17 protein-coding genes are annotated in these 18,924 nt (G+C 73.9%); 6 read left to right on the top strand and 11 right to left on the bottom strand.

Annotated features, from left to right (window positions below; all coding sequences use genetic code 11):
• The first annotated feature begins 50 nt into the window (after positions 1-50).
• Entirely contained in the window at positions 51-944 is an 894-nt protein-coding gene (locus tag KBX06_RS11895; protein WP_210834536.1) for an ABC transporter ATP-binding protein, read from the top strand.
• On the top strand, positions 941-2,002 hold the full coding sequence (locus tag KBX06_RS11890; RefSeq protein WP_210834535.1) for an ABC transporter permease: 1,062 nt from the start codon (positions 941-943) through the stop codon (positions 2,000-2,002). Before KBX06_RS11895 ends, KBX06_RS11890 begins: the two co-directional genes overlap by 4 nt.
• 109 nt (positions 2,003-2,111) lie before the next feature.
• Here the strand turns inward: KBX06_RS11890 and KBX06_RS11885 are convergent, their stop codons facing one another.
• The 7 genes from KBX06_RS11885 to pgsA all read right to left on the bottom strand — a co-directional run bounded on the left by KBX06_RS11885 (position 2,112) and on the right by pgsA (position 8,365).
• Positions 2,112-2,861, bottom strand: a complete 750-nt coding sequence (locus tag KBX06_RS11885; protein WP_210834534.1) for a YebC/PmpR family DNA-binding transcriptional regulator — start codon at positions 2,859-2,861, stop codon at positions 2,112-2,114.
• Between the two features lie 306 nt (positions 2,862-3,167).
• A complete protein-coding gene (gene pdxT / locus KBX06_RS11880; protein WP_210834533.1) occupies positions 3,168-3,776 on the bottom strand; it encodes a pyridoxal 5'-phosphate synthase glutaminase subunit PdxT in 609 nt (202 codons plus the stop codon).
• A gap of 99 nt (positions 3,777-3,875) precedes the next feature.
• Positions 3,876-4,793 (bottom strand): pyridoxal 5'-phosphate synthase lyase subunit PdxS, encoded by a 918-nt coding sequence (gene pdxS, locus KBX06_RS11875; RefSeq protein WP_210834532.1) that lies wholly within the window; start codon positions 4,791-4,793, stop codon positions 3,876-3,878.
• A 284-nt stretch (positions 4,794-5,077) separates the two neighbouring features.
• A complete protein-coding gene (locus KBX06_RS11870) occupies positions 5,078-5,578 on the bottom strand; it encodes a hypothetical protein (RefSeq protein ID WP_210834531.1) in 501 nt (166 codons plus the stop codon).
• A gap of 2 nt (positions 5,579-5,580) precedes the next feature.
• Complete coding sequence (locus tag KBX06_RS11865) at positions 5,581-6,741, bottom strand: glycosyltransferase family 4 protein (protein WP_210834530.1); 1,161 nt, start codon at positions 6,739-6,741, stop codon at positions 5,581-5,583.
• Positions 6,742-6,756: 15 nt separating this feature from the next.
• On the bottom strand, positions 6,757-7,689 hold the full coding sequence (locus KBX06_RS11860) for a phosphatidylinositol mannoside acyltransferase (protein ID WP_210834529.1): 933 nt from the start codon (positions 7,687-7,689) through the stop codon (positions 6,757-6,759).
• A gap of 43 nt (positions 7,690-7,732) precedes the next feature.
• Positions 7,733-8,365 carry a phosphatidylinositol phosphate synthase gene (pgsA, locus tag KBX06_RS11855; RefSeq protein WP_210834528.1) on the bottom strand — a complete coding sequence of 211 codons (633 nt, stop codon included), beginning with the start codon at positions 8,363-8,365 and terminating at the stop codon, positions 7,733-7,735.
• Between the two features lie 252 nt (positions 8,366-8,617).
• Here pgsA and KBX06_RS11850 point away from each other — a divergent pair, with 252 nt between their 5' ends.
• Entirely contained in the window at positions 8,618-10,780 is a 2,163-nt protein-coding gene (locus KBX06_RS11850; protein WP_210834527.1) for an elongation factor G-like protein EF-G2, read from the top strand.
• A 97-nt stretch (positions 10,781-10,877) separates the two neighbouring features.
• On the opposite strand, the gene KBX06_RS11845 is transcribed toward KBX06_RS11850, so the two are convergent.
• Together KBX06_RS11845 and KBX06_RS11840 are read right to left on the bottom strand one after the other, a co-directional pair.
• On the bottom strand, positions 10,878-11,936 hold the full coding sequence (locus KBX06_RS11845) for an aldo/keto reductase (protein ID WP_210834526.1): 1,059 nt from the start codon (positions 11,934-11,936) through the stop codon (positions 10,878-10,880).
• A gap of 66 nt (positions 11,937-12,002) precedes the next feature.
• Positions 12,003-12,515 (bottom strand): HIT domain-containing protein, encoded by a 513-nt coding sequence (locus KBX06_RS11840; RefSeq protein ID WP_210834665.1) that lies wholly within the window; start codon positions 12,513-12,515, stop codon positions 12,003-12,005.
• A gap of 210 nt (positions 12,516-12,725) precedes the next feature.
• On the opposite strand from KBX06_RS11840, the gene KBX06_RS28350 reads away from it, so the two are divergent.
• Complete coding sequence (locus KBX06_RS28350; RefSeq protein ID WP_374225619.1) at positions 12,726-13,475, top strand: D-Ala-D-Ala carboxypeptidase family metallohydrolase; 750 nt, start codon at positions 12,726-12,728, stop codon at positions 13,473-13,475.
• Positions 13,476-13,553: 78 nt separating this feature from the next.
• On the opposite strand, the gene thrS is transcribed toward KBX06_RS28350, so the two are convergent.
• Both thrS and KBX06_RS11825 read right to left on the bottom strand, forming a co-directional pair.
• The gene (gene thrS, locus KBX06_RS11830; protein ID WP_210834524.1) at positions 13,554-15,554 is read right to left on the bottom strand and encodes a threonine--tRNA ligase; all 2,001 of its coding nucleotides are present in this window, start codon (positions 15,552-15,554) and stop codon (positions 13,554-13,556) included.
• 127 nt (positions 15,555-15,681) lie between these two features.
• The gene (locus KBX06_RS11825; RefSeq protein ID WP_210834523.1) at positions 15,682-16,602 is read right to left on the bottom strand and encodes an ADP-ribosylglycohydrolase family protein; all 921 of its coding nucleotides are present in this window, start codon (positions 16,600-16,602) and stop codon (positions 15,682-15,684) included.
• Positions 16,603-16,676: 74 nt separating this feature from the next.
• On the opposite strand from KBX06_RS11825, the gene KBX06_RS11820 reads away from it, so the two are divergent.
• Both KBX06_RS11820 and KBX06_RS11815 read left to right on the top strand, forming a co-directional pair.
• A complete protein-coding gene (locus tag KBX06_RS11820) occupies positions 16,677-17,366 on the top strand; it encodes a response regulator transcription factor (RefSeq protein ID WP_089001050.1) in 690 nt (229 codons plus the stop codon).
• A 29-nt stretch (positions 17,367-17,395) separates the two neighbouring features.
• Positions 17,396-18,784 carry a HAMP domain-containing sensor histidine kinase gene (locus KBX06_RS11815; RefSeq protein WP_210834522.1) on the top strand — a complete coding sequence of 463 codons (1,389 nt, stop codon included), beginning with the start codon at positions 17,396-17,398 and terminating at the stop codon, positions 18,782-18,784.
• Positions 18,785-18,924: the final 140 nt, after the last annotated feature.

Genomic DNA, 18,924 nt, shown 5'->3' with positions numbered 1-18,924 from the left:
CGATCCCGGGACGGACGGCGCGCGACGCCCGACGACCTAGCGTGGACGCCGTGACCAATGTGCTCCGCCTCGACGGCGTCGACCGCAGCTTCGGCGACCGACGGGTACTCCAGGACGTGTCCTTCGACGTGGCCGCCGGCCGGATGACCGGCTTCGTGGGCGGCAACGGCGCCGGCAAGACCACCACCATGCGGATCGTCCTCGGGGTGCTCGCCCCGGACGCCGGCGCGGTCACCTGGCAGGGGGCGCCGCTGACCCGGGAGGCCCGCCGCCGCTTCGGCTACATGCCGGAGGAGCGCGGTCTCTACCCGAAGATGAGCGTCCGGGAGCAGGTGACCTACCTGGGCCGGTTGCACGGCATGACCGCCGTCGCGGCGGGTCGGAGCACCGACGCGCTGCTGGAGCGGGTCGGCCTCGCGGAGCGCGGCGACGACCTGCTGGAGACCCTGTCGCTGGGCAACCAGCAGCGCGCGCAGATCGCCGCCGCCCTGGTGCACGACCCCGAGGTGCTGGTGCTCGACGAGCCGTTCTCGGGCCTCGACCCGTTGGCCGTGGACACGGTCGTCGCCGTCCTGCGGGAGCGGGCCGCCGCGGGGGCGCCGGTGCTCTTCTCCAGCCACCAGCTCGACGTCGTCGAGCGGCTCTGCGACGACCTGGTGATCATCGCCGACGGCGTGATCCGGGCCGCCGGCAGCCGGGAGGAACTGCGCGCCACGTACACCGTGCCCCGCTACGAGCTGGTGGTGCAGACCGACGCGGGCTGGCTGCGCGACGAGCCCGGGGTGACCCTCGTCGACCTGGACGGCGCGCGGGCCGTGTTCGACCTGGCGCCCGGGGCGGACGAGCAGCCGGTGCTGCACGCGGCACTGGCCCGCGGCCCGGTCCGCGTGTTCCGCCCGGTCAGCCCGTCCCTCACCGAGATCTTCCGAGAGGTCGCCCAGTGAACACCATGCAGGCCACCCGGTTGGTCGCCGCCCGCGAGATCCGGGTCAAGCTGCGCGACCGCACCTTCCTGTTCGGCACCCTGTTCTTCCTGCTGATCGCCGCCGCCGCGACCATCCTGCCGCCGCTGCTCTCCGGCGGGCCGTCGAGCGTGGCGGTGACCGCGGCGGCTGCCGGCCCGCTGCGCGAGGCGGGGCTCCAGGTGCGTACGGTCCCCGACGACCGCGCCGCCGAGCAGGCCGTACGCGACGGCGACGTCGACGCGGCGGTGGTCTCCGGGCCGGCGGTGCTGGCGATGGACGAGGCCCCCGACGACGTGGTGACGGCGCTGAGCACGCAGCCCGCGGTCCGGCTGCTGGACCCCGACGCCGTGGACCCGGTGGTGGCCTTCCTGGTGCCGTTCGCCTTCGCGTTCATCTTCTTCATCACCTCGCAGACCTTCGGCGTGCAGATCGCGCAGAGCATCGTCGAGGAGAAGCAGACCCGGATCGTGGAGATCCTGGTGGCCGCGGTGCCGGTACGCGCGCTGCTGGCCGGCAAGATGATCGCCGGCACGATACTGGCGCTCGGGCAGATCGCCCTGATCGCCCTGGTCGCCCTGGTCGGAATGCAGTTCGGCGACAGCGGCGGGCTGCTCTCGCTGCTGGCCCCGGCGATCGGCTGGTTCCTGCCGTTCTTCCTGCTCGGCTTCGTGCTGGTCGCGGCCATGTGGGCGGCGGCCGGGGCGCTGGTGAACCGCCAGGAGGACATCGCGGGGGTGTCGACGCCGGTGCAACTCGCGGTCATGCTGCCGTTCTTCGCGGTGATCTTCCTGAACGACAACGCGACGGCCATGCGGGTGCTCTCCTACCTGCCGTTCTCCGCGCCGACGGCCATGCCGCTGCGGCTGTTCACCGGGGACGCCGCCGGCTGGGAGCCGCTGGTGTCGCTGGTCCTGCTGCTGGTCGCGGCCGCCGCGTTCGTGGCCGCCGGGGCCCGGGTGTACGAGGGTTCGCTGCTGCGCACCAACGGCCGCACCTCGGTACGGGCGGCGTGGCGCTCGCGCGAGACGCCGGGCTGAGCAGGATCGAGCGGCACGGATACGCAGCCGCCCGCCGCCGTTCTCCGGCCGGAGCCGGGGATCGACGGCGGGCGCGGCGGTGCCGGCTCGCGTACCGGGGGCGTCAGGGTCAGCCGACGGCCTCCATCACCTCGTCGCTGACGTCGAAGTTCGCGTAGACGTTCTGCACGTCGTCGCAGTCCTCCAGCACGTCGATCAGCTTGAAGATCTTGCGGGCGCCGTCCTCGTCGAGGGGGACGTTGACGCTCGGGATCAGCGACGACTCGGCCGACTCGTACTCGACGCCGGCGTCCTGCAACGCGGTGCGGACCGCGATCAGGTCGGTCGGCTCGCAGACCACCTCGAACGCCTCGCCCAGGTCGTTGACCTCCTCGGCGCCGGCGTCGAGGACCGCCATCATCACGTCGTCCTCGGTCGTGCCGGCCTTGGGGACGATCACCACGCCCTTGCGGGAGAACATGTACGACACCGAGCCCGCGTCGGCCAGCGAGCCGCCGTTGCGGGTCAGCGCGGTGCGCACCTCGGTCGCCGCGCGGTTGCGGTTGTCGGTGAGGCACTCGATCAGCATCGCCACGCCGCTCGGGCCGTAGCCCTCGTACATGATGGTCTGCCAGTCGGCGCCGCCGGCCTCCAGACCCGAGCCGCGCTTGACGGCGCGGTCGATGTTGTCGTTGGGGACCGAGTTCTTCTTCGCCTTCTGGATGGCGTCGTAGAGCGTCGGGTTGCCGGCCGGGTCACCGCCACCGGTCCGCGCGGCGACCTCGACGTTCTTGATCAGCTTGGCGAACATCTTGCCGCGCTTGGCGTCGATGACCGCCTTCTTGTGCTTGGTCGTCGCCCACTTTGAGTGGCCGGACATCTGCTACCTCCGTTGCTACCCGCCGTCTGCATCGACCGACCGCGCACGCCCCGCTCCCGCCGGCGCACGCGGTGGTGCCGGTCGGCCCTGCGGGAAAGCCGTGACGGGCAGCTGGCCCCGCCGAATCTCGGCAATCCTACCGACGTCCGGCGGGTGGCTGTCACGCGCGGCACGGCGTCGGCTGGCCCCGTGCGGGTTGAACAGGGGCGACGGGGCGTCCGGGCACCGGTGCTCCGGCACGGGGCGAACGGCGCGGGCGGGGCTCCTCCCGAGGAGGAGACCCCGCCCGACGCGGCTCGGACGCGCTCAGCGGGCGGCGCGGACCAGTTCGACGAAGTACGCGTGCACCCGCGTGTCGCCGGTCAGCTCCGGGTGGAACGAGGTGGCCAGCAGGTTGCCCTGCCGCACCGCCACGATCCGGCCTGCGGCCGGGCCCTCGGTCACCGTGCCGAGCACCTCGACGCCGTCGCCGACCCGCTCGACCCACGGCGCCCGGATGAACACGGCGTGCAACGGCCCGCCCGCGACGCCGGTGATCCCCACCGACGCCTCGAACGAGTCGACCTGCCGGCCGAACGCGTTGCGCCGCACGGTCATCTCGATGCCGGCGAAGCCACGCTGGTCGGGTCGGCCGTCGAGGACGTCGCTGGCCAGCATGATCATGCCGGCGCAGGAGCCGTAGACCGGCATGCCGTCGGCGATGCGCTTGTCGATCGGCTCGCGCAGCTCGAAGATGTCGGCGAGCTTGCTGATCGTGGTGGACTCGCCGCCGGGGATCACCAGCCCGTCCACCTCGTCCAGCTCCCGCGCGCGGCGTACCGGGCGGGCGTCCGCGCCGGCCGCGGCGAGCGCGGCGACGTGCTCGCGCACGTCGCCCTGGAGGGCGAGCACGCCGATGACGGGTGCGTCGCTCATGTCACGGTTCCTCTCGTCGACCTGCCGCGGTGGCCCCTCCGCCCGCCGGGGACGCGGTGCGACACCGGCAGCCGCCGCGGCGTGCGGAAGGGCCCCTGCTCACCAGCCGCGCTCGGCCAGGCGGTGCGGCTGCGGGATGTCGTCGACGTTGATGCCGACCATCGCCTCGCCCAGGCCCCGGGAGACCTTCGCCAGCACGTCGGGGTCGTCGTGGAAGGTGGTGGCCTTCACGATCGCGGCGGCCCGCTGCGCCGGGTTGCCCGACTTGAAGATGCCGGAGCCGACGAAGACGCCCTCGGCGCCGAGCTGCATCATCATCGCGGCGTCGGCCGGAGTGGCGATCCCGCCCGCGGTGAACAGCACCACCGGCAGCTTGCCGCTCTCGGCGACCTCCTTGACCAGCTCGTACGGGGCCTGCAGCTCCTTGGCGGCCACGTACAGCTCGTCGGTCGGCAGCGAGCCCAGCCGGCGGATCTCCTGCCGGATCTTCCGCATGTGGGTGGTGGCGTTGGAGACGTCACCGGTGCCGGCCTCGCCCTTGGAGCGGATCATGGCCGCGCCCTCGGTGATCCGGCGCAGGGCCTCGCCGAGGTTGGTCGCCCCGCAGACGAAGGGCACGGTGAAGGCCCACTTGTCGATGTGGTTGGCGTAGTCGGCCGGGGTCAGCACCTCGGACTCGTCGACGTAGTCCACGCCGAGCGACTGGAGGATCTGGGCCTCCACGAAGTGGCCGATGCGGGCCTTGGCCATGACCGGGATGGAGACGGCCTCGATGATGCCGTCGATCATGTCGGGGTCGCTCATCCGGGACACCCCGCCCTGGGCGCGGATGTCGGCGGGCACCCGCTCGAGCGCCATCACCGCGACGGCACCGGCGTCCTCGGCGATCTTGGCCTGCTCGGCGTTGACCACGTCCATGATCACGCCGCCCTTGAGCATCTCGGCCATGCCGCGCTTGACGCGGGCGGTGCCGGTGACGGGGCTGGCGCTAGCGTTCTGGCCAGTGGTTTCGGGCACGGGTCATCGCTCCTCGAACGTGCTCGGGGGGGGGTGGCTGCGGAAATGCTACGACGGCCCCAACGCCGCTCCGACAGCCAATCAGGCCCACGGTGGCCTGCACTGTGGCAGTCGTCACCGCCCTCGTGCGCCCCGCCCCCACGGGCGTGAGGTCCGTCCGCCGCCCCGGCCGCCCACCCGGATCCGTTGCAGGCCGGAGGTGATCAGGACGGCATGGACCGCAGAACGACCGGATGACGTCCATGCGGTCCTGATCACGACGCGCCCGGCGTGCGGCGCCTGCGTCAGCCGGCGGGGACGTCGGCCGGGACGGTGAGCGTGGGGTCGTCGATGTCGAAGTAGCGCGGCCACGGTCGGCGGCGCCCCATCCGCAACAGCCGCACCAGCGGGCGGCCCCGCGCCGCGCGGGCGTCGCGCACCAGGTCGGTGTGCACCTGGCGGGCCAGGGCCAACCGCCGGCTGGCGGCGATCACCGCCTCGCAGTCCGGATCCCCCGGGTCCAGGTCCACCGCCCGCAACTGGCGGGTGAGGTCGTTCTCGGCGGCCTCCCGCTCGTCCGGCTCGGCGTCCAGCGCGATCCGCGCCGCCGCGTACAACTCGACGCCGTAGCGGCGCTCGGCCAGCACCGCGGCGGCCGCCGCCCGGCGCAGCAGGTGGGCCTCCAGGGCGCGGGCCGCCAGCTCCGCCCGCGCGTGCAGCCGGCCGACCCGGCCGGCGGTCCAGACGAGGTACGCCGCGACCAGCCCGACCAGCGTCGCCGCCACCACCCACCAGAAGTCCGACATCGTCAGTCCAGCCCCACCCATTCGGTGTCCATGACCCGCCCGTCGGTGGCCTCGATCGCCGCCGCGTACACCTCCAGCACCCGCCGGGCGACCACGGGCCAGTCGAAGGTGGCCACCACCTGGTCGCCGCAGGCGCTCAGCACGGCCCGGGCGTCGGGATCGTCGAGCAGGTCGGCCAGGCCGGTACGCAGCGCCGCCGGGTCCCCGGTCGGGAAGAGCCGGCCGGCCCGACCGCCGTCGAGGACGCGCCGGAACGCGTCGAGGTCGCTGGCGACGACGGTCGTGCCCGCCGCGAGCGCCTCGGTGAGGATCATGCCGAAGGACTCGCCGCCGGTATTCGGCGCCACGTAGAGGTGCACGCTGCGCAGCATGCGTGCCTTGTCCTCCTCGGAGACCAGCCCGAGGAAGGTCACCCGGTCACGCAGCTCGGCCGGGAACCTCCCGAACAGGTCGTCGGCGTCGCCGGGGCCGGCCACCAGCAGCCGCAGGCCGGGACGCTGCCGGGCCAGCTCCACGAAGGCGTCCCGGAGGATCGGGAAGCCCTTGCGGGCCTCGGTGAACCGGCCGAGGAACCCGATCGCGCCGTCGCGGCCCGGCCCGCACTCTCCCGGCCAGCCCGGCAGGGGCAGCGCGTGGCTGAACTTCGCGACGGCCACCCCGTTGGGGATCTCCACCGCGCCGCCGTCCATGTGCTCGACCTGCACCTTGCGCGCCAGGGCGCTCACCGCGATCCGGGCCGTGATCCGCTCCAGCACGATCTGGAGCACCCCCTGCGCCGCGGCCAGCGCCCGCGACCGGGTCATCGCCGTGTGGAAGGTGGCCACCACCGGCCCGCGCGCGGAGAGCACCGCCAGCAGCGACAGGCTCAGCGTCAGCGGCTCGTGCACGTGCAGCACGTCGAACTCGCCCCGGATGATCCACCGCCGCACCCGCGCGGTGGAGACCGGGCCGAAGGCGATCCGGGCCACCGAGCCGTTGTACGGCAGCGGCAGGGCCCGGCCCGCCGGCACCACGTACGGCGGCAGTGGGGAGTCCTCGTCGGCCGGGGCCAGCACGCTCACCTCGTGCCCGAGCCCGATCAGCGCCTCGGCGAGGTCCATGACGTGGTTCTGCACCCCACCGGGCACGTCGAAGGAGTACGGGCACACGATGCCGATGCGCACGTGTAAACGCCTCCCTCACGCCTGTCCGGCGGCCGGGGAGGGCAGGGCGGCGCCGCCACCCGTGCCGTGCTGGTCCAGCCACATCCGCTGCAACATGTGCCAGTCTTCCGGATGCCGGGCGATGCCCGCCGCCAGACCGTCGGCGATCCGCTGGGTCAGCGACCGGACCCGCTGGTCGAGCGGTCCCTCCTGCGGGCCGGGCAGCGGCAGCGGTCCCTCGATCGATGCGCACGCCGCGTCCGTCTCGTACCACATCGAGGCCACGTAGAGCGGCGCTCCGGTGCGCAGCGCCAGCAGGGCCGGGCCCGGGGGCATCCGGGTGCGATGGCCGAAGAACTCGACCTCCACGCCCCGCGCGGAGAGATCACGGTCGGCCAGCAGGGGCACCACCGTGCCGGCCCGGACCCGGTCGACCAGCACGTCGAAGGCGTTGCGTCCGCCGCCGTGGGTGGGCAGGATCTCCATGCCCAGGCTCCGGCGGAAGGCGAGGAACCGCTGGTAGACGCCCTCGGGCCGGAGCCGCTCCGCGACGGTGGTGATCGGCCAGCCGGTCGCCGCGACCCAGGCGCCGGCGGCGTCCCAGTTGCCGGCGTGCGGCAGCGCCACCACCGCGCCCCGGCCGGCCGCCACGTCGGCGGCGAGCTTCTCCTCGCCGTCGAGCCGGAAACCGGCCAGGATCTCCGTCCGGCTGAGCGCGGGCAGCCGGAACGCCTCCAGCCAGTACCGGGCGTACGAGCGCAGGCCACGGCGGACCAGCTCGTCGAGTTCGGCCTCCGGCAGGTCGGGGCCGACCACCCGACGCAGGTTCGCGCGCAGTCGGGCCGTACCGCCGCCGCCGCGACGGTGGGCGCGGTCGGCGCCCGCCCGGAACGCCGCCGCCGCGACGGGCCGGGGCAGCGCGCGGATGACGCGCCACCCGGCGACGTAGCCGAGCTCGGTGAGGTTCACCGGCGCCGGCCCCCCGGCCACGGCCGACCGGCGGGTGTCGCGCTCACCCCTGGCCGCCCGGGGTGTGCACCCGCTGGGCCTGGCGGTACACGTGCGCCATCCGCTGCCCGACGGTGAAGATCGACACGGCGGCCAGCAGCCAGAGCGCGACCTCCAGCGCGGGCTCGACGCCGAAGCCGGTGAGCAGCCCGCCGACGCCGACGATGAGCAGCCGTTCGGTGCGCTCGGCGATGCCCACGTTGCAGGTCATGCCGAGCCCCTCGGCGCGGGCCTTGACATAGGAGACCAGCCCGCCGGCGGCCAGGCAGAGCAGCGCGGCGGCGACGCCGGAATACTGGTGCTGGGTGGCCAGCCAGTACGCCACCGCGCCGAAGACCGCGCTGTCGGCGACCCGGTCCATGCTCGAGTCGAGGAACGCCCCGAACTTCGTGGCGCCGCCGCTCATCCGGGCCATCGTCCCGTCGAGCAGGTCGGTGAGCGCAAAGAAGGTGACTATCAGGGCCCCGGCGACCAGATGACCGCGGGCACCGAAGCCGAGCGCACCGACGAGCACCCCGAGGGTGCCCGCCACGGTGACCGCGTTGGGAGTTACGCCCGCTCGGAGCAGGCGGCGTGCGACCGGCTCGACGACGCGGGTCATCCCCGCGCGGGCCGACACTTGGAAGATCTTCGCCATGGCGGTCCCACGATAACGGTCCGCGTGTCAGCAGCGGTACGGCCGGTCCCGCGACCCGCGGAAACGGAGCCTTGTGCCGGCCCCGGATCGGGTGTGGGATCGAGCCGGGGACGTGAGCCAGCTCACCCGCCCGCCCGTTGACTACCCGCGACCCGGCACCGCACCGGAGGATGTCGCCGCGGAACCCGCACGGGCCGCTTCCCCGTCGCGCGCGGCGGTCGCCACCAACCACGGCTGAGGGAGGTGCGCCCCATGGCGCAGAAGAGTCAGGAGAAGGGGGCCGTCGGCGGCGCGCCGGCGGTGACCGAGCCCGGCAGGATCCGCAACGTGGTGCTCGTCGGGCACTCCGGAGCGGGCAAGACCACGCTGGTCGAGGCGCTGCTCGCCGCGAGCGGCACCATCGCCCGGGCCGGCGACGTCGCCGCCGGCACCACCGTCTGCGACCACGACCCGGCAGCCGTACGCCAGCAGCGTTCGGTGAGTCTGGCCTGCGCGCCGCTGCTGCACGGCGGGGTCAAGGTCAACCTGCTCGACACCCCCGGATACGCCGACTTCGTGGGCGAACTGCGGGCCGGGCTGCGGGCCGCCGACGCGGCGCTGTTCGTGGTCTCCGCCTTCGACGGGATGGACGCCGCCACCGCCGCCCTCTGGGAGGAGTGCGCGGCGGTCGACATGCCCCGGGCGGTCGCCGTCGCCCGGCTGGACCACCCGCGCGCCGACTTCGACGAGGCCGTGGCGCTGTGCCAGCGGGTCTTCGGCGACAACGTGCTCCCACTGCACCTGCCGATGCTCGGCGACGACGGGGTCTCCACCGTCGGCCTGCTCAGCCTGATCACCCGCCGGGTCTTCGACTACACCGCCGGCCTGCCGGCGCAGGTACGCGAGCCGGACCCGGAGCACCTGCCCGCCATCGTCGAGTCCCGCGACGAGCTGATCGAGGGGATCATCGCCGAGAGCGAGGACGAGTCCCTGATGGACCGCTACCTCTCCGGCGAGGAGATCGGCACCGACGTGCTCGTCGACGACCTGGAGAAGGCGGTGGCCCGCGGCCACTTCTACCCCGTGGTGCCGGTCTGCGCGGTGACCGGCGTGGGGCTGGACGTGCTGCTGGAGGTGCTCACCGCCGGCTTCCCCTCGCCGCTGGAGCACGAGGTGCCCGCCGTAGCCGGGGTGGACGGCTCCCCCCGGCCGCCGCTGACCTGCGACCCGGACGGCCCGCTGGTCGCCGAGGTGGTCAAGACGACCGTCGACCGGCACGTCGGCCGGGTCTCCCTGGTCCGGGTCTTCTCCGGCACGCTGCGGCCCGAGCAGACCGTGCACATCTGCGGGCACGGGATGGCCGAGCAGGGCCACCCCGACCACGACGCCGACGAGCGGGTCGGCCACGTCTACTCGCCGCTGGGCGCGAGCCTGCGCGAGGTGGGCGCCTGCGTGGCCGGCGACATCTGCGCGCTCACCAAGTCGGGCAGCGCGGAGACCGGCGACACCATCTCCGCCAAGGACGACCCGCTGCTGATCGCCCCCTGGGAGATGCCCGAGCCGCTGCTGCCGGTGGCCGTCGTGGCCCACCGCCGCGCCGACGAGGACGCCCTCGCCCGCAACCTGGCCCGCCTCGTCGCCGCCGACCCGACCCTGCGGCTGGAGCGCAACCCCGAGACCCACCAGCAGGTGCTCTGGTGCCTGGGCGAGGCGCACGCCGACGTGGTGCTGGAGCGTTTGCGAGCCGGCGGGGTGCAGCTGGACACCGAGCCGGTCCGGATCGCGCTGCGCGAGACGCTGACCGTACCGGCGAAGGGGCACGGCCGGCACGTCAAGCAGTCCGGCGGCCACGGCCAGTACGCCGTCTGCGACATCGAGGTCGAGCCGCTGCCGCCCGGCGCCGGCTTCGAGTTCGTCGACCGGGTGGTCGGCGGGGCGGTGCCGCACAACTACGTTCCCTCCGTCGAGAAGGGCGTACGCGCCCAGATGGAGCGCGGCCTGGTCGCCGGCCACCCGGTGGTGGACCTGCGGGTGACCCTCGTCGACGGCAGGGCGCACAGCGTCGACTCCTCCGACGCGGCCTTCCAGACCGCCGGGGCGCTGGCGCTGCGCGACGCCGCCGGGAAGGGACAGCCGGCGCTGCTGGAGCCGGTCGACGAGGTGGTGCTCCGGGTGCCCGACTCCTCGCTGGGCGCGGTGCTGGGCGACCTGTCCGGCCGGCGGGGCCGGGTGCTCGGCACCGAGGCCGACCCCGAGGCGGAGGGGCGCACCGTCGTCCACGCCGAGGTGCCCGCCACGGAACTGCTCCGCTACGCGGCCGAGCTGCGCTCGATGACCTCGGGCACCGGCACGTTCCGCCGCCACTTCGTCCGCTACGACCCGATGCCCACCCACCTGGCCGACCAACTGCGCACCACTTCCACCACCCACCCCTAGGACGAGGGACCACACCGCCGGCCGTCCAGGTCCGGCGCGACGTCACGGTCGTACCCGCAGTCGTGTCCGGGTGGGTCGGACCGACCCGACACCCCCGTCAGGGGCGGGCGGTGGGGAGGGTCGGGCTCGGCCAGTGGGGGCGGTCGGCGTCGCGCAGGGCGGCCGACCGCAGGGCAGCCAGTTGGCGCTCCACCTCGGCGAACTGGTCGGCCGGCAGCGGACCCCGGTGCAGGGCGCCGGCGTTCTCCGTCACCTGGGCCACGGTGCGACAGCCGGGAATCGGCACCGTACGGTCGCTGCGCGCCCAGAGCCAGCCGAGCGCGCCCTGCGCGAGGGTACGTCCGTCGGCGGTCAACGCGGCCCGTACGGCGGTGACGCGGCGCAGCCACTCCGGCGCCGGCCGGCCGCCCCGGAACCACTCCAACCAACCGGGGGCGCCCCCGCGTACGTCGTCGCGGGGCAGCGTGGAGCCGGCCGTGTACTTGCCGGAGAGCAGCCCCATGCCCAGTGGTGCCCGGTTGACGCTGGCGAGGTCGTACTTGTCGCAGACGGCGAGCAGTTCGGGGGCGTCCCGCAGCACCGACAGCGTGTGCTGCACGGCGGTGGCGTGCCGGGCGCCCCGGCCGAACGCGGCGGCCCGGTCGGGGCGGTCGGTGCTCCAGCCGTACGCCCGGATCAGTCCCTCGGCGACCAGGTCCTCCAGGGTTCCCACGAGCGCCTCGGCGCGGGGCACCGGCAGGTCCGCGAGGTGTAGCTGGTAGAGGTCGATCCGGTCGGTGCCCAACCGGCGCAACGAGCGCGCGACGGCCTGCCGCAGGTACGCCGGGGAGCAGTCCTCGCCGGTGGCCTGGCGGGCGGCCTCGTCGAAGGTGTAGCCCCACTTGGTGGCGATGACGGCGTCGTCGCGCCGGCCGGCGAGGGCCCGGCCGAGCACCCGCTCCCCGTGCCCGGCCCCGTAGGTGTCGGCGGTGTCGAAGAGCGTCACCCCGAGGTCGAGCGCGTGCCGGATCGCGCGGACCGACTCGTCGTCGTCGACGGCGCCCCAGCCCAGCGGCCGGGCGCCCTCGGCCCAGGGGCCGCCGATCGCCCAGCACCCCATGCCGAGGGCGCTGACCTCGATGCCGCTGCGACCCAACGTCCGCGTCGTCACTGCCATCGCCAGATCGTGCCACCTCGCGCACCGGCCCGGGGCGCGAAGTTCACCGGCGACCCGACCGGCGGGTCAGGTCGGCCAGGCCCGGGTGAACAGGTCGCGGGTGTCGGTGAGCAGCTGCGGCAGGACCTTCGTCCGCCCGATGACGGGCATGAAGTTGGCGTCCCCGCCCCAGCGGGGCACCACGTGCTGGTGCAGGTGCGCGGCGATGCCCGCGCCGGCCACGCCGCCCTGGTTCATGCCCAGGTTGAATCCGTGGGCGTTGCTCACCTTGCGCACCACCCGCATGGCGGTCTGGGTGAACGCCGCCAGCTCGGTGGTCTCGGCCAGGTCGAGTTCGGTGTAGTCGGCGACGTGTCGGTAGGGGCAGACCAGCAGGTGCCCGGGGTTGTAGGGATAGAGGTTGAGCACCGCGAACACGTGCTCGCCCCGGGCCACCACCAGGCTCTGCTCCGGCGGCAGCCCCGGGGCCCGGCAGAACGGGCAGCCGGCGGGCCGCTCGTAGCCGCCCTCGGGCCGGTCCTCCCCGGAGATGTAGGTCATCCGGTGCGGAGTCCAGAGCCGCTCCAGGTCGTCGGCCATGCCGCTGTCCATGTGCCGTTCCACCCCAGTCACGCCACCGATCCTACGTTCCCGGTGGGTGCCGCTCCCGACGCCGTACGCCGGCCCGCTCCCCGCCCTCGGCGCCCCCTGCCGGCCGGGGTCGTTCAGGGGGGCGGATAGGGGGTGAAGGTTCTTGACCAAGTCATGAACGTGAATGAAGAATCCAACCGCGTACATCATCCCCCGTCGATGGGAGTCACCGTGAGAACCGCATTCCGCCGGATCGGTCGCGCGCTCGCCGCCTGCGCCCTCGCCGCGGCCACCGCCCTCGTCGGGGTGGCGGCGACCGGCAGCGCGGCACACGCCGACGGCTGCTACACCTGGGGACGCGTCCTGCGGCAGGGGATGACCGGCGACGACGTCCGACAGCTCCAGATCCGGCTCTCCGGCTACCCCGGCTACAACGCGGTGCTCGGCCTCGACGGATCGTACGGCCCGGCCACCCGGTCCGCCGTGATCCGCTTCCAGCAGGCCTACGGACTCGCCGCCGACGGCATCGCCGGCCCGGCGACCCAGGCCAAGCTCTACGAGCTCCAGGACAACGACTGCACCCCGGTCAACTTCAGCTACGCCGAGCTGAACCGGTGCAACAGCACCTGGTCCGGCGGCGCGGTCTCCGCCAGCACCGCCCGGTTCAACGCGCTGGTGTCGATGTGGAAGCTCCAGGCCATGCGCAAGGCCCTCGGCAGCGTGTCGATCAACATCAGCAGCGGCTTCCGCAGTTACTCCTGCAACAGCGCGGTCGGCGGGGCCTCCAACAGCCGGCACCTCTACGGCGACGGCGTCGACCTGGTCGGCTCGCCCTCGTTCTGCCGGCTCGCCCAGCAGGCCCGCTACCACGGCTTCCGCAACATCCTCGGCCCCGGCTACCCGGGTCACAACGACCACGTCCACCTCGGGGCGGTCGGCGGCTGGTCCGCGCCGTCCTGCGGGATCTGACATCTGACGACCCGTCGACGAAGGCCCCCCGCGCCGCTGGATCCCAAGCGGTGCGGGGGGCCTTCGGTGCGTGGCGGGTCAGGCGGCGGACGGACCGACGTTGGTCCGGGTGCCGACCACGTCGAGCACGTGGGCCACCGCGTCGGCGACCGGCACCCCGTTGCGCTGCGAGCCGTCCCGGTAGCGGAACGAGACGGTGCCGGCGGCCACGTCGTCGTCACCGGCGATCACCATGAACGGGATCTTCTGCTGCTGGGCGGTGCGGATCTTCTTCTGCATCCGGTCGTCGCCCGCGTCGACCTGGGCGCGGACGCCCTCGGCGCGCAGCGCGGCGACGAAGCCGTGCAGATAGTCGGTGTGGTCCTCGCGGATCGGGATGCCGACCACCTGCACCGGCGCCAGCCAGGCCGGGAACGCGCCCGCGTAGTGCTCGGTGAGCACCCCGAAGAAGCGCTCGATCGAGCCGAAGAGCGCCCGGTGGATCATCACCGGCCGCTGCCGCGTGCCGTCGGCGGCCTGGAACTCCAGCCCGAAGCGCTCCGGCAGGTTGAAGTCGACCTGGATGGTGGACATCTGCCAGGTCCGGCCGATGGCGTCCTTGGCCTGCACCGAGATCTTCGGGCCGTAGAAGGCCGCGCCGGCGGGGTCCGGCACCAGGTCCAGCCCGGACTCCTCGGCGGCGGAGCGCAGGGCCTCGGTGGCCCGCTCCCAGTTCTCGTCGGTGCCGACCGACTTCTCCGGGTTCCGGGTGGACAGCTCCAGGTAGAAGTCGTCGAGCCCGTAGTCGCGCAGCAGGTCCAGCACGAACGACAGCAGCGACTTCAGCTCGCCGGCCATCTGCTCCTGGGTGCAGTAGATGTGCGCGTCGTCCTGGGTCATGCCGCGCACCCGGGTCAGGCCGTGCACCACGCCGGACTTCTCGAACCGGTAGACGGAACCGAACTCGAACAACCGCAGCGGCAGCTCCCGGTAGGACCGCCCCCGGGACCGGAAGATCAGGTTGTGGAAGGGGCAGTTCATCGGCTTGAGGTAGTAGTTCGCCCCCTCCATCTCCATGGGCGGGTACATGCCGTCGGCGTACCACTGCAGGTGCCCCGAGGTCTCGAAGAGCTGCGCCTTGGTGATGTGCGGGGTGTTGACGAACTCGTAGCCCGCCTCCTCGTGCCGGCGGCGCGAGTAGTTCTCCAGCTCGCGGCGGATGATGCCGCCCTTGGGGTGGAAGACCGCCAGGCCGCTGCCGATCTCGTCGGGGAAGCTGAACAGGTCCAGGTCCGCGCCGAGCTTGCGGTGGTCGCGCCGCGCGGCCTCCTCCAGCAGCTTCAGGTACGCCTTCAGCCCGTCGCGGGTCGGCCAGGCGGTGCCGTAGACCCGCTGGAGCTGCGGGTTCTTCTCCGACCCGCGCCAGTACGCGGCGGCCGAGCGCATCAGCTTGAACGCGCCGATCAGCCGGGTGTTCGGCAGGTGCGGGCCCCGGCACAGGTCCGACCAGCAGACCTTGTCCTCGTTGGCGGCGAGGTTGTCGTAGATGGTCAGCTCGCCGCCGCCCACCTCCATCACCTCGGAGGTGTCCAGCCCTTCGCCCTTGACCTCGATGAGCTCCAGCTTGAACGGCTCGGCGGCCAGCTCGGCCTTCGCCTCGTCCAGGTTGCCGAAGCGCCGACGACGGAACCGCTGGCCGGACTTGACGATCTCCTGCATCCGCTTCTCGAGCCTGCCGAGGTCGTCCGGCTGGAACGGCTTGTCGACGGCGAAGTCGTAGTAGAAGCCGTTCTCGATGGGCGGGCCGATGCCGAGCCTGGCCTCCGGGAAGACGTCCTGCACGGCCTGGGCGAGCACGTGCGCGCAGGAGTGCCGCAGCACGTCGAGCCCGTCCGGCGAGTCGAGGCTGACGGGCTCCACCTCGGTGTCGACCGGCGGGGCCCAGTCGAGGTCGCGCAGTTGGCCCTGCGGGTCGCGGACCACCACGATCGCCTTCGGGCCGGACGCGGGCAGACCGGCCGCGGCCACCGCGTCGGCCGCCGTGGTCCCGGCGGCGACGACGACGGGGTCGGCCACGGCGGGGGTACGGGGTGCGGACACGGTGACTCCTCCAGCAGACGGCACGGATGACGCCGAACGTTCGGCTCCTGCGATGCTATCGGTCGCCGGCCCCCGTCGACGCCGGGGAGCGGCGCCGCCAGGATCAGCCGGCCCAGCGCCGCCAGGATCAGCCGGCCCAGCCCGGCAGGGGTTCGCGGGCGGCCAGCCAGTCGGTCGGCACCCCGCCCGGGGTGCCGACCCCGGTGTGCGCGGCCACCACCGACCCGACGATCGCGGCGGTGGTGTCGACGTCCCCGCCGGCCTCGACGCAGGCGCGGATCGCCGCCGGGTAGTCGTCCAGGTGCACGGCGGCGACCCAGCAGGTGAAGGCGACGGTGTCCTGGGCGGTGACCCGGGAGCCGTTGCCGAGCACGTCGGCGGCCTCGGGGACCGACCGGTCGAGCAGGCCGGCCGCCCGGCGTACGCCCCGGTGCACCTCGGTGGCCGGGTCCAGCGCGGCGCTCACGCCGGCCAGCAGCCGGGCCGGGACGGGCCGGTGGCCGTCGAGGCGGGCACGGGCGGCCATCGACGCGGCCACCGCGACCGCCACCGCGCCGGCGACGCCCTCCGGGTGCGCGTGGGTCACCTCGGCCGACGCCCGGGCCTGTGCCGCCGCCCGCGCGGTGGAGTCGGCGAACCACGCGCCCAGCGGGCCGACCCGCATGGCCGCGCCGTTGCCGCAGGAGCCCTGCCCGTCGAAGGCCGAGGCGGCCGCCACCGGCCACGGCGTGCCGGTGCGGATCAGCCGCAGGATGGTCACGGCACCCGGCCCGTAGCCCCGGTAGGGCTCGCAGCGCTCGGCGAAGGCCGTGGCGAGGGCGTCGGAGTCGATGCGGCCGGTGTCGGCGAGGGCGGCGACCACCGAGCAGGCCATCTCGGTGTCGTCGGTCCACTGCCACGGCGGCGGGGGCAGCTTCCCGGCGGCCAGGTCGCCGGGATGCCGGCCGGGGACGAAGAACTGTGAGCCGAGCGCGTCGCCGACCGACAGGCCGGCGAGCGAGTCCCGGGCGAGCGCGAGCCGGGTGTCGGGAAAGAGCGTGAAGGACATCGTTGTACCAGCTTGCCCCTTTGCCCCGTGCGCCGCAAACGCGATCGACTTGCCACCGCGAGTACGGTCTTGCTGTGGCCACCGTGCTCCTGGTCGAAGACGACCATGTCGTACGCGGCGCGATGCTGCGGTCCCTCGCCGACCGGGGGCACGCCGTGCACGCCGTCGGCACGGCGCTGGACGCGCTGCGCCGGGTGGCGGCCGAGACCCCCGATCTCGTGGTGCTCGACCTCGGGCTGCCCGACCTCGACGGCTCGGACGCGCTGCGGATGCTGCGCGGCATCACCGACGTGCCGATCATCATCGCCACCGCCCGCGACGACGAGCAGTCGGTGGTGCGGCTGCTGCGCGCCGGGGCCGACGACTACATGGTCAAGCCGTTCACCGGCGCGCACCTCGACGCGCGGATCACCACTGTGCTGCGCCGGGCCGGGCGGGCCAGCCGGACGGTGCAACCGGCCGTGCACAGCGTCGGCGGGTTGCGGGTGGACGTCGGCGAGCGCAGCGCCCACCTCGACGGCGAACCGCTGGCGCTGACCCGCAAGGAATTCGACCTGCTGGCCTATCTCGCCGCCCGGCCGGGCCGGGTAGTGTCCCGCCGGGAACTTCTGGAGGAGGTATGGCGGCAGCCATCGGTCGGCGAGGACCAGACCATCGACGTTCACCTGTACTGGCTGCGCCGCAAAATGGGCGAGTCCGCGGCGAAGCCGCGCTACCTGCGCACCGTGCGGGGGGTCGGCTTCCGGCTGGTGGCGCCGGACTGAGGCCGTCGCTGGCCCTGCTCACGGCCGGCATGTGCACCCTGGTCGCGCTCGCGTTCCTCGTCCCGCTCGCCGTCGGTCTCGGCGACCGGGCGCGCGAGGAGGCGATCGCGGACGCGGCCCGGCGCAGCGCGCTGGTGACGGGCGCGCTCGCCGTCAGCACCGACCCCGCCGTGGTGCGGCGCGCGGTGGCGGCCAGCGGCGACGATCCGGCCACCCGGCCCGTCGTGCACGGGCTGGGGGTGGACGAGTCCACGGCCCGGGCCGACGCCGCGAGCCTGGAGCGGGCGCGGGCCGAGCGGCGCTCCGTGGTCGTCGACGTCGAGGGTGGCGTGCTCCGGCTGGACCCGGTGGTGCTCGGCGACACCACGGCCGTGGTCGAGGTCTTCGTGCCCGAGTCGACGCTGGCCGGCAACAGCCGGTGGCTGCTGCTGCTCGGGGTGGCCGCCGCCCTGGTGGGCGCCACGGTGCTGGTGGTCGACCGGGTCGCCGCCCGCGCGGTCGACTCGGCCCGGGGCCTGGTCCGGGCGGCGCTCGCGATCGGCGACGGCGACCAGGGCGTACGCGTCGACCCGAGCGGCCCACGGGAGCTGGCCGAGGCCGGGCAGGCCTTCAACCGGATGGCCGACCGGCTGGACGCGGCCCGCACCGACGAGCGGGAACTGGTCGCGGACCTGTCGCACCGGCTGCGTACCCCGCTGACCGTGCTGCGGCTGGACGCGGAGGCGCTGGAGTCCGACGACACCAGCGTCGGCTCGTTCAGCGAGGCGGAGCTGGACCGCCGTCGCGGCATCCGGCGGATCCGGCAGGCGATCGTCACCCTCGAGGGCGAGATCGACATGCTGATCAAGACCACCCGCAAGGCGGTCGCGCACGAGGCCGGGCCGGCGATGTGCGACGTGAGCGAGGTGGTGCGGGACCGGATGGTGTTCTGGGCCGCCCTGGCCGGCGACCAGAACCGCCCGCACCGGGTCAGCGGCGCCCAGCTGCGCATCCCCGCGCCGGTGCCCCGGGCCGAGCTGGCCGCCGCGCTGGACGCGGTGATCGGCAACGTCTTCCGCTACACCCCGCAGGGCACCGCGTTCGAGGTGGCGGTCTCCCGCCGCGACGGGTACGTGGCCATCCGCATCGACGACGCCGGCCCGGGGATCGCCAACCCGGACCGGGCCCTGCGCCGGGGCGCCAGCGACCGGGGCTCGACGGGGCTGGGGCTGGACATCGCCAAGCGGGTGGCGTTGCAGGCGAACGGCTCCGTGAGCATCGACCGGGCCCGGCTGGGCGGGGCGAGCGTGGTGATGCTGCTCGCCGACCCCGAGGCGACACCCCGGCAGGTGAGCCGGTTCGGCCTGGTCGGCCGCATGGCCCGGGAGCAGAAGACCGGCAGCCGGCGCTGGCCCCGCCAGCGGCCCGCGGACGACTGACTCGGCGCCCCGCACGCCGATCGGTTTCCCCGTCGCCGGGAAGGCGGGCCGGTTGTGGGGCGGCGCAAGTCTTCCTTAGATCGGAATTAACCGCGCCGCCGTGGCGGGCCGGGGCTGACAGGATCGAATCCGAACCCATC

This window comes from Micromonospora sp. C31, assembly GCF_018070575.1.
Taxonomy (GTDB): Bacteria; Actinomycetota; Actinomycetes; order Mycobacteriales; family Micromonosporaceae; genus Micromonospora.
This window is presented reverse-complemented; position numbering and strand designations above follow the sequence as displayed.